Origin of the sequence: Mucilaginibacter arboris (genome assembly GCF_009754915.1) — a bacterium.
In the GTDB taxonomy this organism is placed as follows: Bacteria; Bacteroidota; Bacteroidia; order Sphingobacteriales; family Sphingobacteriaceae; genus Mucilaginibacter_A; species Mucilaginibacter_A arboris.
The window spans coordinates 67,483-86,240 of sequence record NZ_WPIK01000013.1 but is presented as its reverse complement, the minus strand read 5'-3'; the positions used below and the strand labels follow the sequence as shown (position 1 = coordinate 86,240).

The 18,758-nt window shown below is 38.4% G+C and carries 21 protein-coding genes and 1 tRNA gene; 15 read left to right on the top strand and 7 right to left on the bottom strand.

From position 1 onward, the window contains the following. Positions 1-8: 8 nt before the first annotated feature. Complete coding sequence (locus tag GO621_RS14520; protein ID WP_157568297.1) at positions 9-884, bottom strand: AraC family transcriptional regulator; 876 nt, start codon at positions 882-884, stop codon at positions 9-11. Between the two features lie 226 nt (positions 885-1,110). On the opposite strand from GO621_RS14520, the gene GO621_RS14515 reads away from it, so the two are divergent. The 4 genes from GO621_RS14515 to GO621_RS14500 all read left to right on the top strand — a co-directional run bounded on the left by GO621_RS14515 (position 1,111) and on the right by GO621_RS14500 (position 5,003). Further along, positions 1,111-2,235 (top strand): glycoside hydrolase family 26 protein, encoded by a 1,125-nt coding sequence (locus tag GO621_RS14515; RefSeq protein WP_157568295.1) that lies wholly within the window; start codon positions 1,111-1,113, stop codon positions 2,233-2,235. A 7-nt stretch (positions 2,236-2,242) separates the two neighbouring features. Beyond that, on the top strand, positions 2,243-3,427 hold the full coding sequence (locus GO621_RS14510) for an AGE family epimerase/isomerase (protein WP_157568294.1): 1,185 nt from the start codon (positions 2,243-2,245) through the stop codon (positions 3,425-3,427). Between the two features lie 42 nt (positions 3,428-3,469). Further along, on the top strand, positions 3,470-4,633 hold the full coding sequence (dinB, locus tag GO621_RS14505; RefSeq protein ID WP_157568292.1) for a DNA polymerase IV: 1,164 nt from the start codon (positions 3,470-3,472) through the stop codon (positions 4,631-4,633). 178 nt (positions 4,634-4,811) lie between these two features. After that, the gene (locus GO621_RS14500) at positions 4,812-5,003 is read left to right on the top strand and encodes a hypothetical protein (protein WP_157568290.1); all 192 of its coding nucleotides are present in this window, start codon (positions 4,812-4,814) and stop codon (positions 5,001-5,003) included. Positions 5,004-5,112: 109 nt separating this feature from the next. Here the strand turns inward: GO621_RS14500 and GO621_RS14495 are convergent. Both GO621_RS14495 and ychF read right to left on the bottom strand, forming a co-directional pair. After that, positions 5,113-5,184 (bottom strand) — tRNA-Arg (locus GO621_RS14495). 67 nt (positions 5,185-5,251) lie between these two features. After that, complete coding sequence (gene ychF / locus GO621_RS14490) at positions 5,252-6,349, bottom strand: redox-regulated ATPase YchF (protein WP_157568288.1); 1,098 nt, start codon at positions 6,347-6,349, stop codon at positions 5,252-5,254. A gap of 168 nt (positions 6,350-6,517) precedes the next feature. Between ychF and mgtE the strand changes: the two genes are divergently transcribed. After that, complete coding sequence (mgtE, locus tag GO621_RS14485; RefSeq protein ID WP_157568287.1) at positions 6,518-7,888, top strand: magnesium transporter; 1,371 nt, start codon at positions 6,518-6,520, stop codon at positions 7,886-7,888. 51 nt (positions 7,889-7,939) lie between these two features. After that, the gene (locus GO621_RS14480) at positions 7,940-8,407 is read left to right on the top strand and encodes a DUF5362 family protein (protein WP_157568285.1); all 468 of its coding nucleotides are present in this window, start codon (positions 7,940-7,942) and stop codon (positions 8,405-8,407) included. A gap of 104 nt (positions 8,408-8,511) precedes the next feature. On the opposite strand, the gene GO621_RS14475 is transcribed toward GO621_RS14480, so the two are convergent. Together GO621_RS14475 and GO621_RS14470 are read right to left on the bottom strand one after the other, a co-directional pair. After that, entirely contained in the window at positions 8,512-8,838 is a 327-nt protein-coding gene (locus GO621_RS14475) for a DUF3276 family protein (protein WP_157568283.1), read from the bottom strand. A gap of 123 nt (positions 8,839-8,961) precedes the next feature. Beyond that, positions 8,962-10,752 carry an ABC transporter ATP-binding protein gene (locus GO621_RS14470; protein ID WP_157568281.1) on the bottom strand — a complete coding sequence of 597 codons (1,791 nt, stop codon included), beginning with the start codon at positions 10,750-10,752 and terminating at the stop codon, positions 8,962-8,964. Between the two features lie 279 nt (positions 10,753-11,031). Between GO621_RS14470 and nusB the strand changes: the two genes are divergently transcribed. The 8 genes from nusB to GO621_RS14435 all read left to right on the top strand — a co-directional run bounded on the left by nusB (position 11,032) and on the right by GO621_RS14435 (position 15,958). Then, a complete protein-coding gene (gene nusB / locus GO621_RS14465; RefSeq protein WP_157568279.1) occupies positions 11,032-11,979 on the top strand; it encodes a transcription antitermination factor NusB in 948 nt (315 codons plus the stop codon). Between the two features lie 6 nt (positions 11,980-11,985). After that, entirely contained in the window at positions 11,986-12,408 is a 423-nt protein-coding gene (locus GO621_RS14460) for a DUF1573 domain-containing protein (protein WP_157568277.1), read from the top strand. A gap of 26 nt (positions 12,409-12,434) precedes the next feature. Further along, positions 12,435-12,761: a preprotein translocase subunit YajC gene (yajC, locus tag GO621_RS14455; RefSeq protein WP_157568275.1), complete on the top strand. Its 327-nt coding sequence runs from the start codon at positions 12,435-12,437 to the stop codon at positions 12,759-12,761. Positions 12,762-12,831: 70 nt separating this feature from the next. Further along, complete coding sequence (locus tag GO621_RS14450; RefSeq protein WP_157568274.1) at positions 12,832-13,782, top strand: CdaR family protein; 951 nt, start codon at positions 12,832-12,834, stop codon at positions 13,780-13,782. Next, positions 13,782-14,399 carry a dephospho-CoA kinase gene (gene coaE / locus GO621_RS14445; protein WP_157568272.1) on the top strand — a complete coding sequence of 206 codons (618 nt, stop codon included), beginning with the start codon at positions 13,782-13,784 and terminating at the stop codon, positions 14,397-14,399. Before GO621_RS14450 ends, coaE begins: the two co-directional genes overlap by 1 nt. Further along, positions 14,378-15,316, top strand: a complete 939-nt coding sequence (locus GO621_RS14440) for an MBL fold metallo-hydrolase (RefSeq protein WP_198170259.1) — start codon at positions 14,378-14,380, stop codon at positions 15,314-15,316. The genes coaE and GO621_RS14440 overlap by 22 nt, the downstream gene beginning before the upstream one ends. Then, positions 15,317-15,472: a DUF5522 domain-containing protein gene (locus tag GO621_RS18905; protein ID WP_198170258.1), complete on the top strand. Its 156-nt coding sequence runs from the start codon at positions 15,317-15,319 to the stop codon at positions 15,470-15,472. 36 nt (positions 15,473-15,508) lie between these two features. Beyond that, positions 15,509-15,958, top strand: a complete 450-nt coding sequence (locus tag GO621_RS14435; protein WP_157568270.1) for a MarR family winged helix-turn-helix transcriptional regulator — start codon at positions 15,509-15,511, stop codon at positions 15,956-15,958. Positions 15,959-15,966: 8 nt separating this feature from the next. Here the strand turns inward: GO621_RS14435 and GO621_RS14430 are convergent, their stop codons facing one another. Next, entirely contained in the window at positions 15,967-16,677 is a 711-nt protein-coding gene (locus tag GO621_RS14430; protein WP_157568268.1) for a ZIP family metal transporter, read from the bottom strand. Further along, a complete protein-coding gene (locus GO621_RS14425; protein ID WP_157568267.1) occupies positions 16,674-17,240 on the bottom strand; it encodes a phosphatase PAP2 family protein in 567 nt (188 codons plus the stop codon). The genes GO621_RS14430 and GO621_RS14425 overlap by 4 nt, the downstream gene beginning before the upstream one ends. Positions 17,241-17,369: 129 nt before the next feature. On the opposite strand from GO621_RS14425, the gene glmM reads away from it, so the two are divergent. After that, entirely contained in the window at positions 17,370-18,749 is a 1,380-nt protein-coding gene (gene glmM / locus GO621_RS14420) for a phosphoglucosamine mutase (protein WP_157568265.1), read from the top strand. The last annotated feature ends 9 nt before the right edge of the window (positions 18,750-18,758 follow it).

Here is an 18,758-nt window from a genome sequence, read left to right as displayed (position 1 = left end):
TAAAAACCTCAAACAAAAATCCGGCTGCCAGAATAATTTTCCCTGAATTCTTTTGGTGTGCAAACTTTCTTCTTCTTAAAAATCCGGTTAAAATGAGAGATGTTATTAAAGCCGCATTTATAAGCAATTTCTGCAATGGTTTGTGTCGTGTCGATCAACATCCGCGAAGCGTGCCCCAATCGGATCTCGTTCAAACTATCAATAAAAGTAATACCGGTACGTTTTTTAATAAACCTGCTAAAAGAAGCTTCGGGCATATTGGCAATTTTGGCAACTTCAGCCAAACTTATTTCCCGGTTAAAATTTGCATTCATGTATTCAAACGCCTTTTCTATCCTGCGGCTGTTATAGTGCGATTGTTCGTTGTTAAATGCAGCATCAGATAAAGTTTGCATATTTCTTGAAATGGAGAGATCATGCAAAATTGATAAAAGTTCTAATACCGAATCAAAGCCACTTTTCTGGCTCAAACCCAATATACGCGGCTTTAGGCGTTGAATGGTACTTTTAGAAAAGGAAATGCCGCGCTGAGAACGTTCCAGCATATTACGGATAAAGCTTAGCTGGTTCTTTTTCAGTAATTTATCGTCAAATAGATCTTTGTGAAACTGGATAGTTACTTCTGTAATTTCTTCACTTTCGCAATGATGTGTAAACCATGCATGATATTGGTTTGGACCGATAAAAACCAGTTCCAGGTCATCAATCTGATCAATATGATCGCCAACAATGCGTTTTGCACCTTTGGCGTTCAATATTAAATTTAGTTCATACTCTTCGTGATAATGAAGCGGGAAGTCAAACTTCTTCTTCACCCTCGAAAATAAAGTGAAGCAATCACTTTGCGTTAATGGTGTTATTTCCCTTATAACATTTGTATGCATAAATTATCTTTAAAAAGATTTATAAATTTATTTGCTATAAAAATGGTTAAAAAAAAGGTTAAAATAGTATTAAGTAATAAACGTAAATATTATTAATAAAGTTGTAAAAAAAATACTTTATCCGCATAAAAATTGTTAAAAAAGCATTATTAAAAAAAGCGGTATAATAATAATTTTGAAGGATATAAAAACCTGGTTTTACAACAAATACAGCTTATTAAAATTTATGAATAAATTATGGAAAGTGATAGCCACAGGCTTATTGTTTTTAGGAATGACAGGCACTGCCGTTAATCTATTTGCCCAGAATGTTTTACCAGCAGATAAAAATGCTACCAAAGAAACGCGTATTTTGTACAGCAACATGCAAAAGCTGGCGCAAACAAATGTAATTTTTGGCCATCAGGATGATTTGGCTTACGGTGTAGGCTGGGCTTACGAAAAAGGCCGCTCTGATATTAAAAGTGTTACCGGTTCTTATCCCGGGTTATATGGCTGGGAATTAGGCCATCTGGAATTAGACAGTGCGAAAAACCTGGACGGCGTGCCTTTTAAGAACATAATTTCATACGTAAAAGAAGTATATAGCCGCGGCGGGATCAATGAATTCAGCTGGCATTTTAACGATCCGGTTACTGGCGCAACTGCCTGGAGCACGCCAACTGCAACTGTTAAACAAATTATTCCTGGCGGAGATCATCATGATGCTTTTGTAAAATACTTAGATAAGTTTGCCGTTTTTGTAAATCAGTTAAAAGGGCCGAAAGGGGAGATGATCCCGGTAATATTCCGTCCGCTGCACGAACATACAGGCAGCTGGTTTTGGTGGGGAAAAAAAGAATGTACACCTGAAGAATATATTGCTTTATGGCGTTTTACAATTAATTACCTACGTGAAACAAAACGCTTGCATAATTTGATAATAGCTTATTCTGCTGCTGATTATGCAACTGAAAATGATTATATGGAGCGTTATCCCGGAGACGGTTATGTTGATATTATTGGCTTTGATGCTTACATGGCCAAAGATGCAGCGAAATTTAAACAGGACCTGGACAACCGTTATCAAATTTTAGAAAAAGTAGCACAGGAACATCATAAACTTCCGGCATTAACAGAAGCTGGCTATCAGAGTATTCCTGACCCGCAATGGTGGACAAATGTATTACTTCCAGTTATCTCTCAATTTAAAACATCTTACGTACTTACCTGGAGGAATTGGAAAGAAGAACATTATTTTGCACCTTATCCTGGCCAGACAAGTGAGGCCGACTTTAAGAAGTTTTATGCTGATCCGAAAATGATCTTTCAAAATAAACTGAAGCCTTCCATCTACACCAAAAATTTGTAATAAACGGATGTACGATATTACTGCTTTCCAAAGAGAACTTGATAGTATTTTAAATTACTGGATTACTTATACACCGGATGATCAGAACGGCGGCTTTTACGGTAAAATAAACCACGAAAACAAAGTAGAGCCGGAAGCGCCAAAAGGTTCGGTGTTAAATGCGCGTATTTTATGGAGTTTTTCGGCCGCTTATAATCAAAATTCAAAACCGGTTTATTTAAACCTCGCCAAAAGAAGTTATGATTATATCCGCAATTACTTTGTTGATAAGAATTACGGAGGCGTTTATTGGACGGTAGATTTTGAAGGAAACCCGCTGGATACTAAAAAGCAGATTTATGCGCTATCGTTCACCATTTATGGCTTGGCAGAATATTACAAAGCCTGTAAAGATGAAAGTGCATTGGCATTAGCCAAACAGTTATTTGCTGATATAGAAAAGCACAGCTTTGACCAGGAGAAAGGCGGTTACCTGGAAGCTTTTGCGCAAGATTGGAAAGAATTGCCCGATTTGCGTTTAAGTGCGAAAGATGCCAACGAGAAAAAAACCATGAACACGCATTTGCATGTTTTGGAAGCATATACCAATTTGTACCGTATTTGGAAAGATGAGTTTCTGGAGAAGCAAATCTGTGGTTTAATCAATGATTTTCTGAAACATATTATCGATCCAAAAGCCAATCGTTTAATCTTATTTTTGGATGAAAACTGGCAGCCAAAATCGGAGATTATTTCTTACGGACATGATATTGAAGGTTCCTGGTTGTTGTTGGAAGCTGCTGAAGTGCTCGAAGACGAAGCAATAATTATGCAGGTAAAAGAAGTATCTGTAGCGATGGCGCGCGCAGCAGCAAGCGGTTTAGACCCGGATGGTTCGATGTATTATGAATACGAGCCGGAGCATGACCATTTAATTAAAGACCGGCACTGGTGGGTGCAGGCAGAAGCAATGGTTGGCTTTTTAAATGCCTGGCAGTTAACCGGCGAACAGCAGTTTTTTGATCAGTTTGAAAAGGTTTGGAACTTTACTCATTTTCATATCATCGATAGTCAAAAAGGAGAATGGGTCTGGGGATTGAAAGATGATTACACATTGATGCCGGGAGAAGATAAAGTGGGTGTTTGGAAATGCCCTTACCATAACTCGCGCTCGATGATAGAAGTTATCCATCGCTTAAAAAAAGCTTCCTGATACACTAAAGGATTTAGTAATTTAGCTGTATCTTAAACTGATATGGCTGAGCTACCAAACCCACGATTTATTGCGCACTTTGATCTGGATTCGTTTTTCGTTAGCGTAGAACGGTTGAAGGATAGTTCGCTAATTGGTAAACCGGTTATTGTTGGCGGCTCTACAGATCGCGGTGTTGTTGCTGCATGCAGTTACGAAACCCGGGTTTTTGGCGTACATAGTGCTATGCCCATTAAACAAGCCCGAAAACTTTGTCCGCAAGCAATTGGTGTTCGTGGCGATTTTGAAAGTTATAGCCATTATTCCCGCTTAGTTACTTCAATTATTCGGGAACGTGTCCCTGTTCTCGAAAAAGCCAGCATTGATGAATTTTATATGGATTTAACTGGTATGGACCGTTTTTTTGGTTGCAGCCAGTTTACGAAAGAATTGAAGCAAACCGTGGTAAAAGAAACCGGTTTGCCTATTTCTTACGCGCTAGCATCCAACAAACTCATTTCCAAAATAGCAACCAACGAAGTAAAACCTGATGGACAAATCGAAGTAAAACATGGTGAAGAAAGGCAATTTCTGGCTCCTTTAAAAATTGAGCGAATGCCTGGAATTGGAGAAAAAACAGCAGTTTCAATCAGGAAAATGGGTATTTTCACTTTAAAAGAATTAAGCGAAGCAAACCCGGCTTTAATGGAATTAAGGTTTGGAAAAGGTGGTTTTGATTTAATCCGACGGGCAAACGGAATTGATGATTCGCCGGTTGTACCTTATTCTGAACGTAAAAGCATCAGTACAGAAAATACTTTTGAAAGTGATACTTTAAATGTAGAATTTTTGCAAAGCGAACTGGTGCGGATGACAGAGAAAATCGCCTTTCAACTTCGGCAGCAAAAAAAATTAAGTGGTTGCGTTACGGTAAAAATTCGTTATGCTGATTTTTCTACCGAAACCAAACAAACTATTATCAGCTATACCGCTGCCGACCATGTTATTTTAACAACCGTAAAAGAACTTTTCCGTAAGTCGTACAACCCTAATTTGCAAGTACGTTTAATCGGCGTGAAATTAAGCCATCTGCTTCAGGGAGAATATCAGATGGATTTGTTTTCCGAAAAAACGGAAAATATGAAATTGTACGAAGCAATGGATAAGATCCGTAATCGTTTTGGGGAAAAATCTGTACTTCGCGCAAGCGGCCTGAACAAGCTGTAGTTCAAAAAGAATAGCTATTATTTCGATGCTTCTTTTATGCCCTCTTTTTTAGTATTTGTTCAACTATCACTAATCTTATCGCTGTAGCTCAAATCGAACTTTAAAAGATAAAAATTTTTAACCTGTTGAAAAAAAGCCCGTACAAAGAAGTATTATCTGAAATATTAAGCCAAAAAATATGAATCCAGATCAATACTGCACGGTTTTAAACGTTTTTAACGTCATCAGCACCAATATTCTTGGTTTTACTTTTTGGGGTACTTCAATCGAATTTATTAATAAGGATGATTGTAAAACTGCAGGCATCATTTATTTTATTAACAAAGATGAAGCTTTAAACCTGCAAACAGGCTATAGGTTTATCATGTAATTACTTTTGGTTTCAGAAGTATTTCTATGCTTCTTTTACCAGGCTTTTTTTACAAGTTTGATTATAAAACCAACCCTTATAAATTTAATTATAAGGGTTTTTGAAGATGTGCACTCGATAGGAATCGAACCTATATCATGAGAACCGGAATCTCACATTCTATCCATTGAACTACGAGTGCAATTTTATGCTGCTAAAAGAAGCATCGGGGCACAAATATATAAGTTCCTGCTGATGCGGCAAAGTTCTTAAACATTAAAACGAAAGTGCATAATATCGCCGTCCTGTACAATATAAGTTTTACCTTCTACGCTGAGTTTTCCGGCTTCTTTACAAGCTGCTTCCGAACCTAATTTTACAAAATCATCATACTTAATAACTTCGGCGCGGATAAAACCTTTTTCGAAGTCTGTATGGATTACGCCTGCTGCCTGTGGTGCGGTAAACCCTTTTGTAATTGTCCATGCCCTAACTTCCTGTATGCCCGCAGTAAAATAAGTAGCTAAGTTTAACAAACTGTAAGCTGCTTTAATTAGCTGACTAACGCCGGAAGTGGTTAAACCCAAATCTTCCAGAAACATCTGTCGCTCTTCGTAGCTTTCCAGTTGTGCAATTTCTGATTCTATTTGTGCCGAAATAATTAACACTTGCGCATTTTCATCAGCAACGGCAGCTTTTACTTTTTCTACATAAGCATTTCCGGTATTTACGGAAGCTTCATCAACATTGCAAACGTACATTACTGGTTTAAGCGTAAGCAAAAACAAATCTTCCACAAATTCCTGGTCTTCTATTGCAACAGGAGCAGTACGTGCAGACTTTCCGGAAAGCAAATGCTGTTTGTAAGCAGTTAAAACTTCAAACGTTTTTTTAGCTTCTTTATCGCCGGTTTTGGCTGCGCGTTCTACTTTTTGCAGTTTTTTGTCGATAGAATCTAAATCTTTCAACTGCAATTCTGTATCGATAATTTCTTTATCCCGAATCGGATCAACAGAACCATCCACATGGATAACGTTATCATCATCAAAACATCTTAAAACATGGATGATGGCATTGGTTGCCCGTATGTTTCCCAAAAACTGGTTGCCTAAACCTTCGCCTTTGCTGGCGCCTTTTACTAATCCTGCTATGTCAACAATTTCTATCACATTAGGTACAACACGTTGCGGATTTACCAGTTCAGCCAGTTTAGTCAGGCGTTCGTCCGGAACAGTAATTACGCCTACATTTGGCTCTATTGTGCAAAAAGGAAAGTTGGCTGCCTGTGCTTTTGCATTGGATAAGCAGTTAAACAAGGTCGATTTTCCTACGTTAGGCAAACCTACAATCCCGCATTGTAATCCCATATTTGTTAATTTTTATCTTGTAAAAACAGCATCAGCTTGTGTTTTTATTATGTTCGATGCTGTTGTAAAATTTGCGGCAAAGATAGCAAGTAAATAGCCTTTCTAATTCAAAAATTTAAACGATTTTTGCCACGGTTTCCGAAGGGCATCAAAATAAAATATTGTTAAATGGAGGAAAACATAGCGGAAATTGAAAGCTTGCTGGAAAGCGGCAAAGAAGCAGAATTAAAAGAATACTTGGACAACCTGAATATTTCGGAGGTTGAGCATTGGATTGATGAATTACCGGAACATGCGGCCACATTTATAGAAACGTTATCGATCAACCGTGCGGTTAATGTTTTCCGTATCCTGGATTTTCCTACGCAGGAACGGATCATTAAAAAACTTTCGGGGCCAAAAGTTACCGAGTTAATTACAGAATTGCCGCCGGATGACCGAACGGCATTATTTGAAGAACTGCATGGCGATGCTGTAAAAAAGCTAATTATCCTGCTGCCGCCAGCAGAAAGAAAAGAAGCACTTGCATTGCTGGGTTACGAGGAGAACAGTATTGGACGTTTAATGACGCCTGATTATATTGCTGTAAAATCACATTGGAATGTAAACAGGGTATTGGCGCATATAAGGCGTTATGGTAAAAACTCTGAAACGATAGATGTAATTTATGTAATTGACGATCATGGAATTTTGCTCGATGATATCCGTATCCGGGATATTTTATTAGTTGACCCGGAAACACCCATCAGCGAATTAATGGACGACCGGCTGATCTCATTACATGTACACGACCCGCAGGAAGAAGCTATCAATGTTTTCCGGATGAACAACCGTGTAGCTTTACCGGTAACAGACCAGGAAAACATTTTGCTGGGAATAGTTACAGTAGATGATATTTTGTGGATTGCAAACGAAGAATATACAGAAGATATACAAAAAATAGGTGGTACAGAAGCTTTAGACGAACCTTATCTGGATATGCCATTATTAAAGCTGGTAAGAAAACGGGTAGGTTGGTTAGTCATTTTATTTATAAGCGAAATGTTAACAGCAACTGCAATGGCTTTTTTTGAAGATGAAATAGCCAAAGCCGTTGTGCTTGCTTTGTTTGTGCCTTTAATCATTTCGAGCGGAGGCAATAGCGGTTCGCAGGCATCAACCTTGATTATCCAGGCAATGGCTTTAGGAGAGGTTACGGTGGCAAACTGGTGGAAAGTAATGCGGCGCGAAATTTTATCGGGACTGTTACTTGGCGTAACACTGGGTATTCTTGGTTTTTTCAGGATTTATGCCTGGACTTTTTTTACCCATATTTATGGTCCGCATTGGCTTTTGGTTGCGTTTACAGTTGGCTTTTCGCTCATTGGTGTTGTTTTATGGGGATCGCTGGCCGGTTCCATGCTTCCTTTGCTGCTTAAAAAATTAGGGGCAGACCCGGCAACATCTTCCGCACCATTTGTGGCAACGCTGGTAGATGTAACGGGTTTGGTTATTTATTTTTCGATAGCCGTATTAATTATGCAAGGCAAACTTTTATAGGATAAAAACAGTATCGGCAATAATTGTTATATCAACGGAAAAAATTAAAAAATGGAAGAATTAGAAAATACAGAAGCAGCAGGCGAAGCAAACGAAATGCTGATCACTTTTGAAGCAGAAGCTTATCTGCGCGAAGCTGGCAAATGGGCACACTTTTTAAGCATTACCGGTTTTGTGTTTAGCGTGTTAACCATCATCAGCGCTTTTTCGGTTGGTGCAATAGTGGGCAAATTACAGCAAACTTACGGCTCTGGCCTGGATGCAAAAGCATTAAGCAGTGGCTTAAGTTTTATGTATTTTATTTTTGGCATCCTTATTTTTGTGCCTTCTTTATACCTGTTTCAGTTTGCTGCCAGTTTAAAAAATGGCTTTACTTTTGGCGATCAGGAAAGATTAAATACTGCTTTTCAAAAATTAAAATCGTATTTTCGGTTTTGGGGAATACTAATTATTTCCTTTATCGTATTTTACCTGATGGTTTTGATCACCGCATTACTTGGCGGTTCAGTTAAGATGTAAGAGGAGGAAAGGCTGAAACAAAAAACGAAGAAACGAATAATGCAAAAAATCCTGCTTCATCAGCAGGATTTTTTTTTATTGATAAGGTTTAGATAGTAGGCAATTTATATTTCGAAAGAAAAATCATCAGCAATTTTGCTGCTTTCATTGCTTTCTGCAAATTCATAGCGTTTTTCGGCTACTTCCTGGTGGGCTTTAATGTAATCGGTTGTCTCTTTTAATCCTTCTGCAAATTTTTCAAAATCTTCTTTATACAGAAAAATTTTGTGTTTTACAAAAACGCCATCTTCCAAGCGTTTTTTGCTTTCTGTTACCGTGATGTAATAATCGTTGGAACGTGTTGCTTTTACATCAAAAAAATAAGTCCTTTTTCCTGCTCTTACCTTTTTTGAATAGACCTCTTCGCGGTCTCTGTTATCAAAATCTCCCATTTGCATTAGTTTACATTAATTTGACTGCGATAAATATAATGCTTTTTTAAAAGTATAAAAGAAAAAAGCAATGCATGTGCACAATTATTTTTACGTAGCGATACTTAATAAAGTTTCTGTTCGTTAATTTACACTTTCAGATTCTTCCAGCAACTGCTTTTCGTACAATTCAAAATAAACTTTTTTCAGGTTGATAAGCTCATTATGCGTTCCCTGTTCCACAATTTTCCCGTTATCTAAAACAATAATTTTATCGGCATTTTTAATGGTAGAAATGCGGTGTGCAATTAATAAACTGGTCCTGCCACGCATTACTTCGCCTAAATTGTTTAAAATTTCTTCTTCTGTTTTGGTATCTACTGCCGAAAGGCAATCATCAAAAATCAGGATTTTTGGTTGCTTAAAAACAGCACGCGCAATAGAAACCCGCTGTTTTTGTCCGCCCGAAAGCGTTACGCCACGCTCGCCGATCATCGTTAAAAAACCTTCATCAAAGGCAGCAATATTATCATAAACGGCAGCACTTCGGGCAGCTTGTTCTACACGCGGCATATCCATTTTATCAACACTAAAAGCAATATTATTAGCAATCGTATCCGAAAAAAGAAAAACTTCCTGCGGAACAAAACCGGTTTGCGCACGGTAATTTTCCAGGTTTAAAGTTTGGATTGGTTTTCCATCAATCAAAATCTCGCCCGAAGTACAATCATACATCCGCATTAATAAATTTGCTATGGTTGATTTTCCGGAACCTGTCCGTCCGATAATCGCAATCAATTCTCCCGGTGCAACAGAAAACGATACTTCTTTTAAGGCAGTAATTCCGGTATCCGGATAAGTAAAGCTTACGTTTTTAAATTCAATATTTCCTTTAATATCTATTTCTGGTGCTTTAGGCTGATCAATTTCTGATACCGTTTGCAAATACTCATTAATCCTTTTTTGTGATGCTGCTGCACGTTGAATAAGCGAAGTAACCCAGCCCAGCGATAAAACCGGAAAAGTGAGCAGGTTTACGTAAACAATAAACTCGGCAATATTTCCGGCTGTGATATTGCCTTTCATTACTTCAATTCCGCCAACATAAACGGTAATTAGCGTGCTCATTCCGGCCAACAAAAGCATTACAGGGTAAAATAAAGCCTGCACTTTTACCAGCGAAAGCGAATCGGTTTTATACGCCTCGCTTTCTGTACGAAAACTGCCGGTAATAAAATTTTCGCGCACATAAGATTTGATCACCCTGATGCCTGAAAAGCTTTCCTGTACAAAACTGGACAAACCAGAAAGGCGTTCCTGTATGCGTTCGCTGCGATGGTTAATTTCCGTATTTACTAAATAAATAGCCAAAGCAAGGACAGGCAGCGGCAATAAACTAAATATGGCCAGCCGGACATTTACCAGCAGCATGGCATAAATTACCATTAAAAATAGCACTGCCGTGTTAATAGCGTACATTATGCTTGGGCCTAAATACATCCGCACGCGGCTTACATCTTCGGTTACGCGGTTCATTAAATCGCCGGTATTGTTTCTACGGTAAAAAGCAAGAGACAACAACTGATAATGGGCGTAAATTTCGTTCTTTAAATCGTATTCAATATGCCTGGACATCAGGATAATGGTTTGACGCATAAAAAACAGAAACAATCCTCGTAAAACGGCCATTAACAAAACGATTGCACCAAATAAAAGCAAACTATCTCCCAATAAGTTGTATATAATTTTTTGCCTTTCAAAACCATGGTACAAGTGATAAATGCTAATATTTTCAGTCACCAGATCAAAAGAAAGCCGGATAACAGGCGCAGGCAGCACGCCAAAAATGTTAGAAATAATAACAAACAGGATTCCGGGGATTAATCGCCAGCGGTATTTCCAGAAATATTTATTGAGGTAAGCGAGATGTTTCATGCAGTAAGCAAAGTTAAAAAAACGCGTGGTAACATTTGTTTCTTCTGTAACTCTGTGCTTCGAATACTGTTTTTACCAGGTAAAAAAGAACATCCAATTGTTTTTGCAGAGAGAATAGAGAAGGAAACATTTGCTTTGCGTGCTTTAAAAAACTACTTTTGCGGCAGAAACAGCATGCGGTTTTTCATCAGAAAAAATATTTATACTGATTTAAAAAGCGCAGGTCATGCAAATTATTATTGCGGGAATATCATTTCCCCGGGATCGTTCTTATTAAATATGTTAAACAGAAGGCACCTCAGAGTAAAGGTTTTACAGGGATTATACGCTTACAATCAATCTGAAAACAAAGAAATAAATGCACACGAAAAACTGCTGCTGCAAAGTGTAGATAAGGTTTTCGAAATGTATATCTGGATGCTTTCTTTAATTAATGAAACCATTCAGTATGCAGAAATTGATGCGGAAGAACGTGGTAACAAACATTTGCCAACTGAAGCAGACCTCGACCCAAACTTAAGAATCCTGCAAAACAAGTTTATCGTTTCCCTTCAACAAAACCCGGAATATATTGCTGCTTTAAAAAAGTATAAAGTTGACTGGAGCTTTGACCCGGAAATGGCGCGCTCACTTTTTTATGCCTTAAAAGAAGCACCGGAATATCAGGCTTATTTAGAAAATACGGACGGTTCTATCCGTGCCGATAAAGATATTATTAAATTCATCTTCAAAAAAATCATCCTGAAATCGGCAACAGCAGAACAAGTTTTTGAAGAACGTTTTTTAAACTGGCCGGTAGATAAAGATACTTTGCAGGCAATGATTGCCAAGACGTTTAAAAACTTTGCTTACGAGGATTTTAATAAAAACAAACTGGCCGAATTAAGTTTAGACTGGATTGAAGACCGAGAGTTTTTGGTTACGCTTTTCCAGCAAACTATTCGTTATGATAAAGAATACCAGCAGTTAATAGGCGACAAAACGCAAAATTGGGAAGCTGAACGTATTGCCATGATGGACACTTTGCTGATGAAAATGGCAATTTGTGAATTTATGGGTTTCCCTTCCGTACCAGTAAAAGTAACCATTAACGAATACATTGAAATTTCGAAAGAGTTTAGCACGCCTAAAAGCAATTCGTTTATAAACGGTATCTTAGATAAAGTTTTAATAGAACTTAAAAACAATAATAAAATTAGAAAATCCGGTCGCGGATTAATAGATTAATTCTGTATGAAAAAATACATGATGATGCTGGCAACAGTAAGCATGCTGATGGCCTGCAACCAGCAAAATAATACCGGCAAAACAACTGAAGCAAATGCTGCAACCGGTAATGGCGCGGTTTTAAAGTTTGATAAAGAAATTTACGATTTTGGCAAAATTAAAGCCGGCGATAAAGTGAGTTACAGTTATAGTTTTGTAAACGCAGGCAAATCGCCATTAATTATTACTGATGCCGTTGCCAGTTGTGGCTGTACGATACCAAGCTGGCCAAAAAAACCTATTAATCCGGGCGCAAAAGAAGCAATCAAAGTTATTTTTAACAGCGAAGGCAAATCCGGTTTGATTGATAAACAAATTACCATTACCGCTAACACTGTTCCGGCACAAACGCTGGTACATTTAATTGGCGAAGTAGAAACAAAAAAATAAATTAGTATTAAAAACAGCAATTCAAGATGATCTCAACCATTTTATTACAAGTATCAGGCGGCGGCTTAGGCGCATACGGACAATTTTTACCGCTTGTGCTTATTATTATTGTATTTTATTTTTTCATGATCCGCCCGCAGGTTAAAAAGCAAAAAGATCAGAAAAAATACGTTGATGAACTGAAAAAAGGCGATAAAGTAGTTACCAGCGCCGGCATCCACGGTAAAATTGTGGAAGTTGGCGATGTTACCATTTTAATTGAGGTAGATAATAACGTTAAAATCAGGTTTGATAAAAGCGCTGTTTCTTTAGAAGCTTCGCGCTTGTTAAACCAGCCTGCTGCTAAAGTTTAAATTATACGGCAATCATCCGGTTTAAAAATCCGGATGATTGTTTTACCAATTTTTTGCCGGTAAAAGAAGCATGGCCATTATCAAATTAAGCAGAGTAGAACGCAGGCGGATTTCCGCTTTTTTTACCTGTTTAGTTCTGGCTGTTGTTGCCTGGATATTCGTAACAATGTCTAACAATTACACTTTTCCGGTTAAAGTAGCTTTAAATTATAAAAATCAGCCGTTGCGTAAAGCTTTTTATGCTTTACAGGCCGATACCGTTACTGCTTTAGTTAGCGGAACAGGCTGGCAAAAGTTGTTTGCTAATATCACTTCTACCCAAAACAGAAGGATTACTGTGGATTTGAAAAAGCTGGAAACACAGAACTTTATTGTTTTAAGCAATCAATTACCGTTTATTAATCAAAAATCTGATAGGTCCAAGCAAATCATTTCCTTTAATCCGGATACCGTTTATTTTGATTTTACTGCCCGGAAAGTAAAGCGCGTACCTGTAAAACTGCAGTACCAGATTAGTTATCAAAATCAGTACGCCCGTTCAGATGATATTTCCCTGAAACCTGATTTTGTAACCGTTAGCGGCCCGGCAGCTTATGTTGATTCTGTTAGCAGTTGGAAAACAGATTCTTTAATTGTTAAAAAGGCCAATGCAAACATTAGTGCTAAACTAAACCTGTTTTTGCCAAAAGAGAACAATGTAAGTATTTACCCTAAAACAATAGCTGTAACTATTCCGGTTGATGAATTTACAGAGAAAACCCTCGAAATACCCATCAAACTCATTAATAACAAAAGTTATAGCAAGGTAACGCTGTTCCCCAAAAAAGTAAAAGTTACATTTACTGTTTCACTCAATAATTATTCGGAAGTAAATACTGATTTTTTTGAAGCAGTTGCAGATCTGGACGACTGGCAAAAAAACGGTTTGGTCATCCTGCCGGTAAAGCTTAAACAACAGCCCGATTATTGTAAGATTGTTAGCATTCAGCCCAACAACGTTAATTTTATTGTACGCAAATAATGCTCAGAATCGGTATCACCGGCAATATTGGCAGCGGCAAAACTACGGTTTCCAAAGTTTTTGAACTGCTTGGCGTACCTGTTTTTTATGCTGATTATCATGCTAAAAAAGTAATGACGGAAGATGTTGTTTTGATAAAAGCCATCCAGAATACTTTTGGTGAAGAAGCTTATTTTGATGATGGCAGCCTCAACAGAAAATATATTTCCAGCATTGTTTTTAATAACGATGCTGAATTAAATAAGCTGAATGCCTTGGTCCATCCGGCGGTTTTCAGGGCTTTTGATAAATGGGCCGAACAATTCAACGCCAATTTTTATGTGCTAAAAGAAGCAGCGATTTTGTTTGAAAGCGGATCAAACCAGCAATGCGACAAAACTATTGTTGTTTCAGCTTCGCTTGATGTTCGGGTTAAACGTGTAATGCAACGCGATCATTTAACGGAAGAAGAAGTTCTCCGCAGAGAAAAAAAACAAATGCCACAAGCTGAGAAGGAAGCAAAAGCTAATTTTATCATTTTCAATAATCCGCAAACGATGGTTATTCCGCAGGTTTTAGAAATCCATCAAAAACTGCTGGCATTGGCTCAAAAAGCATGGTCCGGGAATATTTTTTAGAACTTACCAGTAACGGTTTGTATTGCAAAGTTGGCGATTTTTATCTCGATCCAATAAAACCAGTACAAACAGCTGTAATTTCTCACGCTCATGCCGACCATGCAATTGGCGGCCATCAACATGTTTTTGCAACTGCTGCCACGCTTGCTTTTATGGAACTTCGTTACGGTAAAAACGCCGGAAAAATTAAGAACACGATTGCTTATCATCAAAAGTTTACGATAAAAGAAGTACAAATCACTTTAATTCCCGCCGGACATATTTTAGGTTCTGCCCAGGTTTTAATGGAATTTGAAGGCATCAAATATTTATATACAGGCGATTTTAAATTACAACCGGATGCAACTTGCGAAATGCTGGAATGGGCAACAGCCGATGTACTGATTACAGAAACAACGTTTGCCAATCCAAAAATAAAACATCCAGATCAAATTTTGGAAATTGAAAAGCTAAATCAAATTCCATCCAATATTTTGCTTGGCGCTTATGCTTTGGGTAAAAGTCAGCACTTGATCCAATTGATTAATCAGTTTTGTCCTCAGAAACAAATTCTGGTCCATAGAAACATCGAACCGATTAACCGGATTTACGAAAAGTTTGGTTATTTGAATGCAAAGTATCGTTTATACGACCGCAAATCCATCAAAACACAAAACAACTTTATTTACCTGGTTCCGCCATTTACCTTCCATAGTTATATCCGTGCAACAGGATTAAGGCGGATTTTTGCTTCAGGCTGGGAAAATCTGCAAACCAATGCACAAGATTCACTTTATATTTCCGATCATGCAGATTGGGAAGATATATTGTTAATGATTAGCAAAGTCCAGCCATCACAAGTTTGGACTTTGCATGGAAATGGCTCTCATCTTCAACAATATTTTTCAGGAAAACTTCGCGTAAAAGTTTTAAACTAAATGAAAGAAAATGAAGATTTTTACCTGGACGAGAACGGCAATACTGTTTTTACCGCTAAATTTCATTTAAAAAGAAATTACTGCTGCAAAAACAAATGCCGCCATTGCCCCTGGAATTATGGCAGGGAAAAACAAAAAAATATTACACAGCAATAAATTATTCTAAATTTACAACGTTAGTAGTATTAAATTATGGAACTGGAGAAGGAAATACAAAGCAACAAGTTTGAAGATAACTATCATAAAGCGGTAGTTAATATTTCTTACACCTACAATTGGTTAAGTAACTTATTGCGCGACAGGTTAGAAAAATATTCCATTACCCACCAGCAATTTAATATCCTGCGGATTTTACGCGGGCAATACCCAAACCCGGCAACTATAAACTTATTGAAAGAAAGGATGATAGACAAAATGTGCGATGCTTCGCGCATTGTAGATCGTTTGGTGCAAAAAGAACTGGTAACACGTTGTACTAATTCTAAAGACCGCCGCGCAGTGGATATCCGTATCAGTGAGGAAGGTTTAAAAATCCTCTCCCTGCTTGATAAAGAAGTGAAAATGAAGGATTTTTTAAACGAAAACCTAACCGAAGACGAAGCTTTAACTTTATGCAATTTGCTGGATAAGCTGCGGGGCTAATGCTTCTTTTATGCGGCAAAAAATGCGATCAGTGCAATGCCCGAACCAATTAATACGGCAATGGTTTTACGCATGTTAAAATGATGGTCTGCACTTGATTCAAACAAAATAGTGGTAGAAATATGCAGGAATATCCCGATCACAATTCCCATAATGCGGGCAAAATAAACTTCTTTGCCCACCATAAAATTGCTTAAAGCATTGCTTAGCAAATAGCCGCCGGGTGTCATCAACGCAAAAAGCAACAGTAAAAGAAGCACGTTTGGTTTACGGACCTGGTTTTGAAGGAGTACGCTCCCTAAAGCAAAGGCAGCCGGAATATGATGTAAAGCAATCCCAAAAACAAGTTCCTGCTGATGGCTTTGCGCTAAAGGCATACCTTCCAGAAAAGCATGTAAACACAAACTAACCATGATACCAAACGGAAAAGCAGCATGTTCCTGAACATGACGATGAACATGCCCATGTTCAATCCCTTCAGAAAATTGTTCTAAAAGTATCTGAAATAAAAATCCGCCTAAAATAAAAACGCCAACGAAGTGGTCGCCGCTTTGGTAAGCATCCGGGATAAGATGCAATGCCGTAATGGCAAATAAATAAGCGCCGCTAAAAGAAAGTAGGAGCTTGAGGTTTTTGCCCATATCTTTTTTAAACAGAAAAACACTTGTTCCGCCCAGAAATGTGCTCAGAAAAAGCGGAAAAACAATCCAGTATTTCATGAATATTTAAGGTAAAGCCGGTTATAAACGAAGCCAAATAACCATCCAACCAAAGCACCAAATGCTGCGCCCGTAAGCACATCAATTGGATAATGTACGCCAACGTAAACCTGCGCGTAACAAATAAAGGCGGCCCAAAAAATGGCAGCAAACCAAATCCGGCGCCAGTTACGTTTAAAAGCCATAGCTGTAAAAATGGCAATGGCAAAATGATCGCTGGCATGGGCAGACGGAAAACTTAAACCAGTACCGCAAGGAACGCGGCTAACCACAGTTGGTTCAAACTGCTTATCGTTACAAGGGCGTACTCTTTTTACATAAGCTTTTATCACCCGCACACAAATAAAATCTGCGGTGCCAACGCTGGCCAAAAGCAAGGCAATAATTAAAATAGAAATTTTACGATATCGGTAAATGCTGAAACAGAGAATAAACAGGTAAAGCGGGACCCAGGTTTTGGGATTGCGAAGAACAGGCATCAGCCAATCCAAAAAAGGATTGCTCCATTCATGGTTAATTAAATGGAACCAATGCTGGTCAAATTGCATGAAAAATTCAGGCATCGGGTTTTGTTCGTGTAGTAGCATCTGGACTGAAATTGCGAAGATAACCAATAACACCGCAAACAAGCACAATTATGTATAATCTTAAGCCATTTTATTCGTATTTTTGCAGTCTAAAAACTGATATTCTTGACACTGATAAAATCAATTTCCGGCATTCGGGGCACCATTGGCGGCAAAGCCGGAAATGCACTTACGCCGGCAGATATTGTAAAATTTACCGCCGCTTTTGGTAGTTGGGTAGTTAAAAAAACAGACATAAAAAAAGTAGTGGTTGGCCGCGATGCCCGCATTTCCGGTCAGATGGTTTTAAACCTGGTTACCGGAACATTGCAAGGTTTAGGTATTGATGTAATTGATCTCGGCCTTTCTACCACACCAACGGTAGAAATTGCCGTACTGGCAGAAAATGCAGGGGGCGGGATCATCATCACCGCAAGCCATAACCCAAAACAATGGAACGCATTGAAACTGCTGAACAACCACGGAGAATTTATTAACGAGGCAGACGGCGCAGAAGTGCTGGAATTAGCAGAAAGCGGAGAAGTTGTTTTTGCGGAAGTAAACCATTTAGGAAAAGTAAGTTCTGATGCTACTTATCTGCAAAAACATATCGATCTGATACTGGCGTTGCCTTTGGTAGATGTAGAAGCTATCCGAAATGCCAATTTTAAAATTGTAGTAGATGCTGTAAATTCTACCGGCGGGATTTTTGTGCCCGCTTTGCTGCAGGCATTGGGTGTAGAGGTAATTCACGAATTATTTTGTGAACCTGATGGTGATTTTCCGCATAACCCGGAACCATTGCCAGAAAACCTGCTGGCATTATCAAAAGAAGTTTTATCTAAAAATGCCGATCTGGGAATAGCCGTTGACCCAGATGTGGACCGTTTGTGTTTTGTATGCGAAGACGGTAATGTGTTTGGAGAGGAATATACGCTGGTTGCCGTTGCAGATTATGTGCTGAAGAATAAGACCGGTAATACAGTTTCCAATCTTTCATCAACCCGTGCCCTGCGCGATGTTACCGAAAAAGCAAACGGCGAGTATTTTGCAGCAGCAGTAGGAGAGGTAAATGTAGTTAACCGCATGAAAGAAGTTAACGCAATTATTGGCGGCGAAGGTAACGGTGGAGTGATTTATCCTGAGCTGCATTACGGGCGCGATGCGTTGGTTGGCATTGCACTGTTTTTAACCCATCTGGCTAAATTTGGTAAATCGGTTTCTGTATTGCGCAGCACTTATCCAAGTTATCATATCTCTAAAAACAAAATTACGCTTACTCCGGAAATGGATATTGATGCTTTACTGGAAAGTGTGAAGCAAAAATACCAGCGACAGCCGCATTCTGTAATTGATGGTTTAAAGATTGAATTTGGCAGCGATTGGGTGCATCTGCGAAGATCAAATACAGAACCCATTATTCGTATTTATTCTGAAGGAAACTCCGAACAGGTGGCAAACAGTTTAGCAAACAAAATAATTTCCGATATAAAAGAAGCATTATAACTTTTGGGC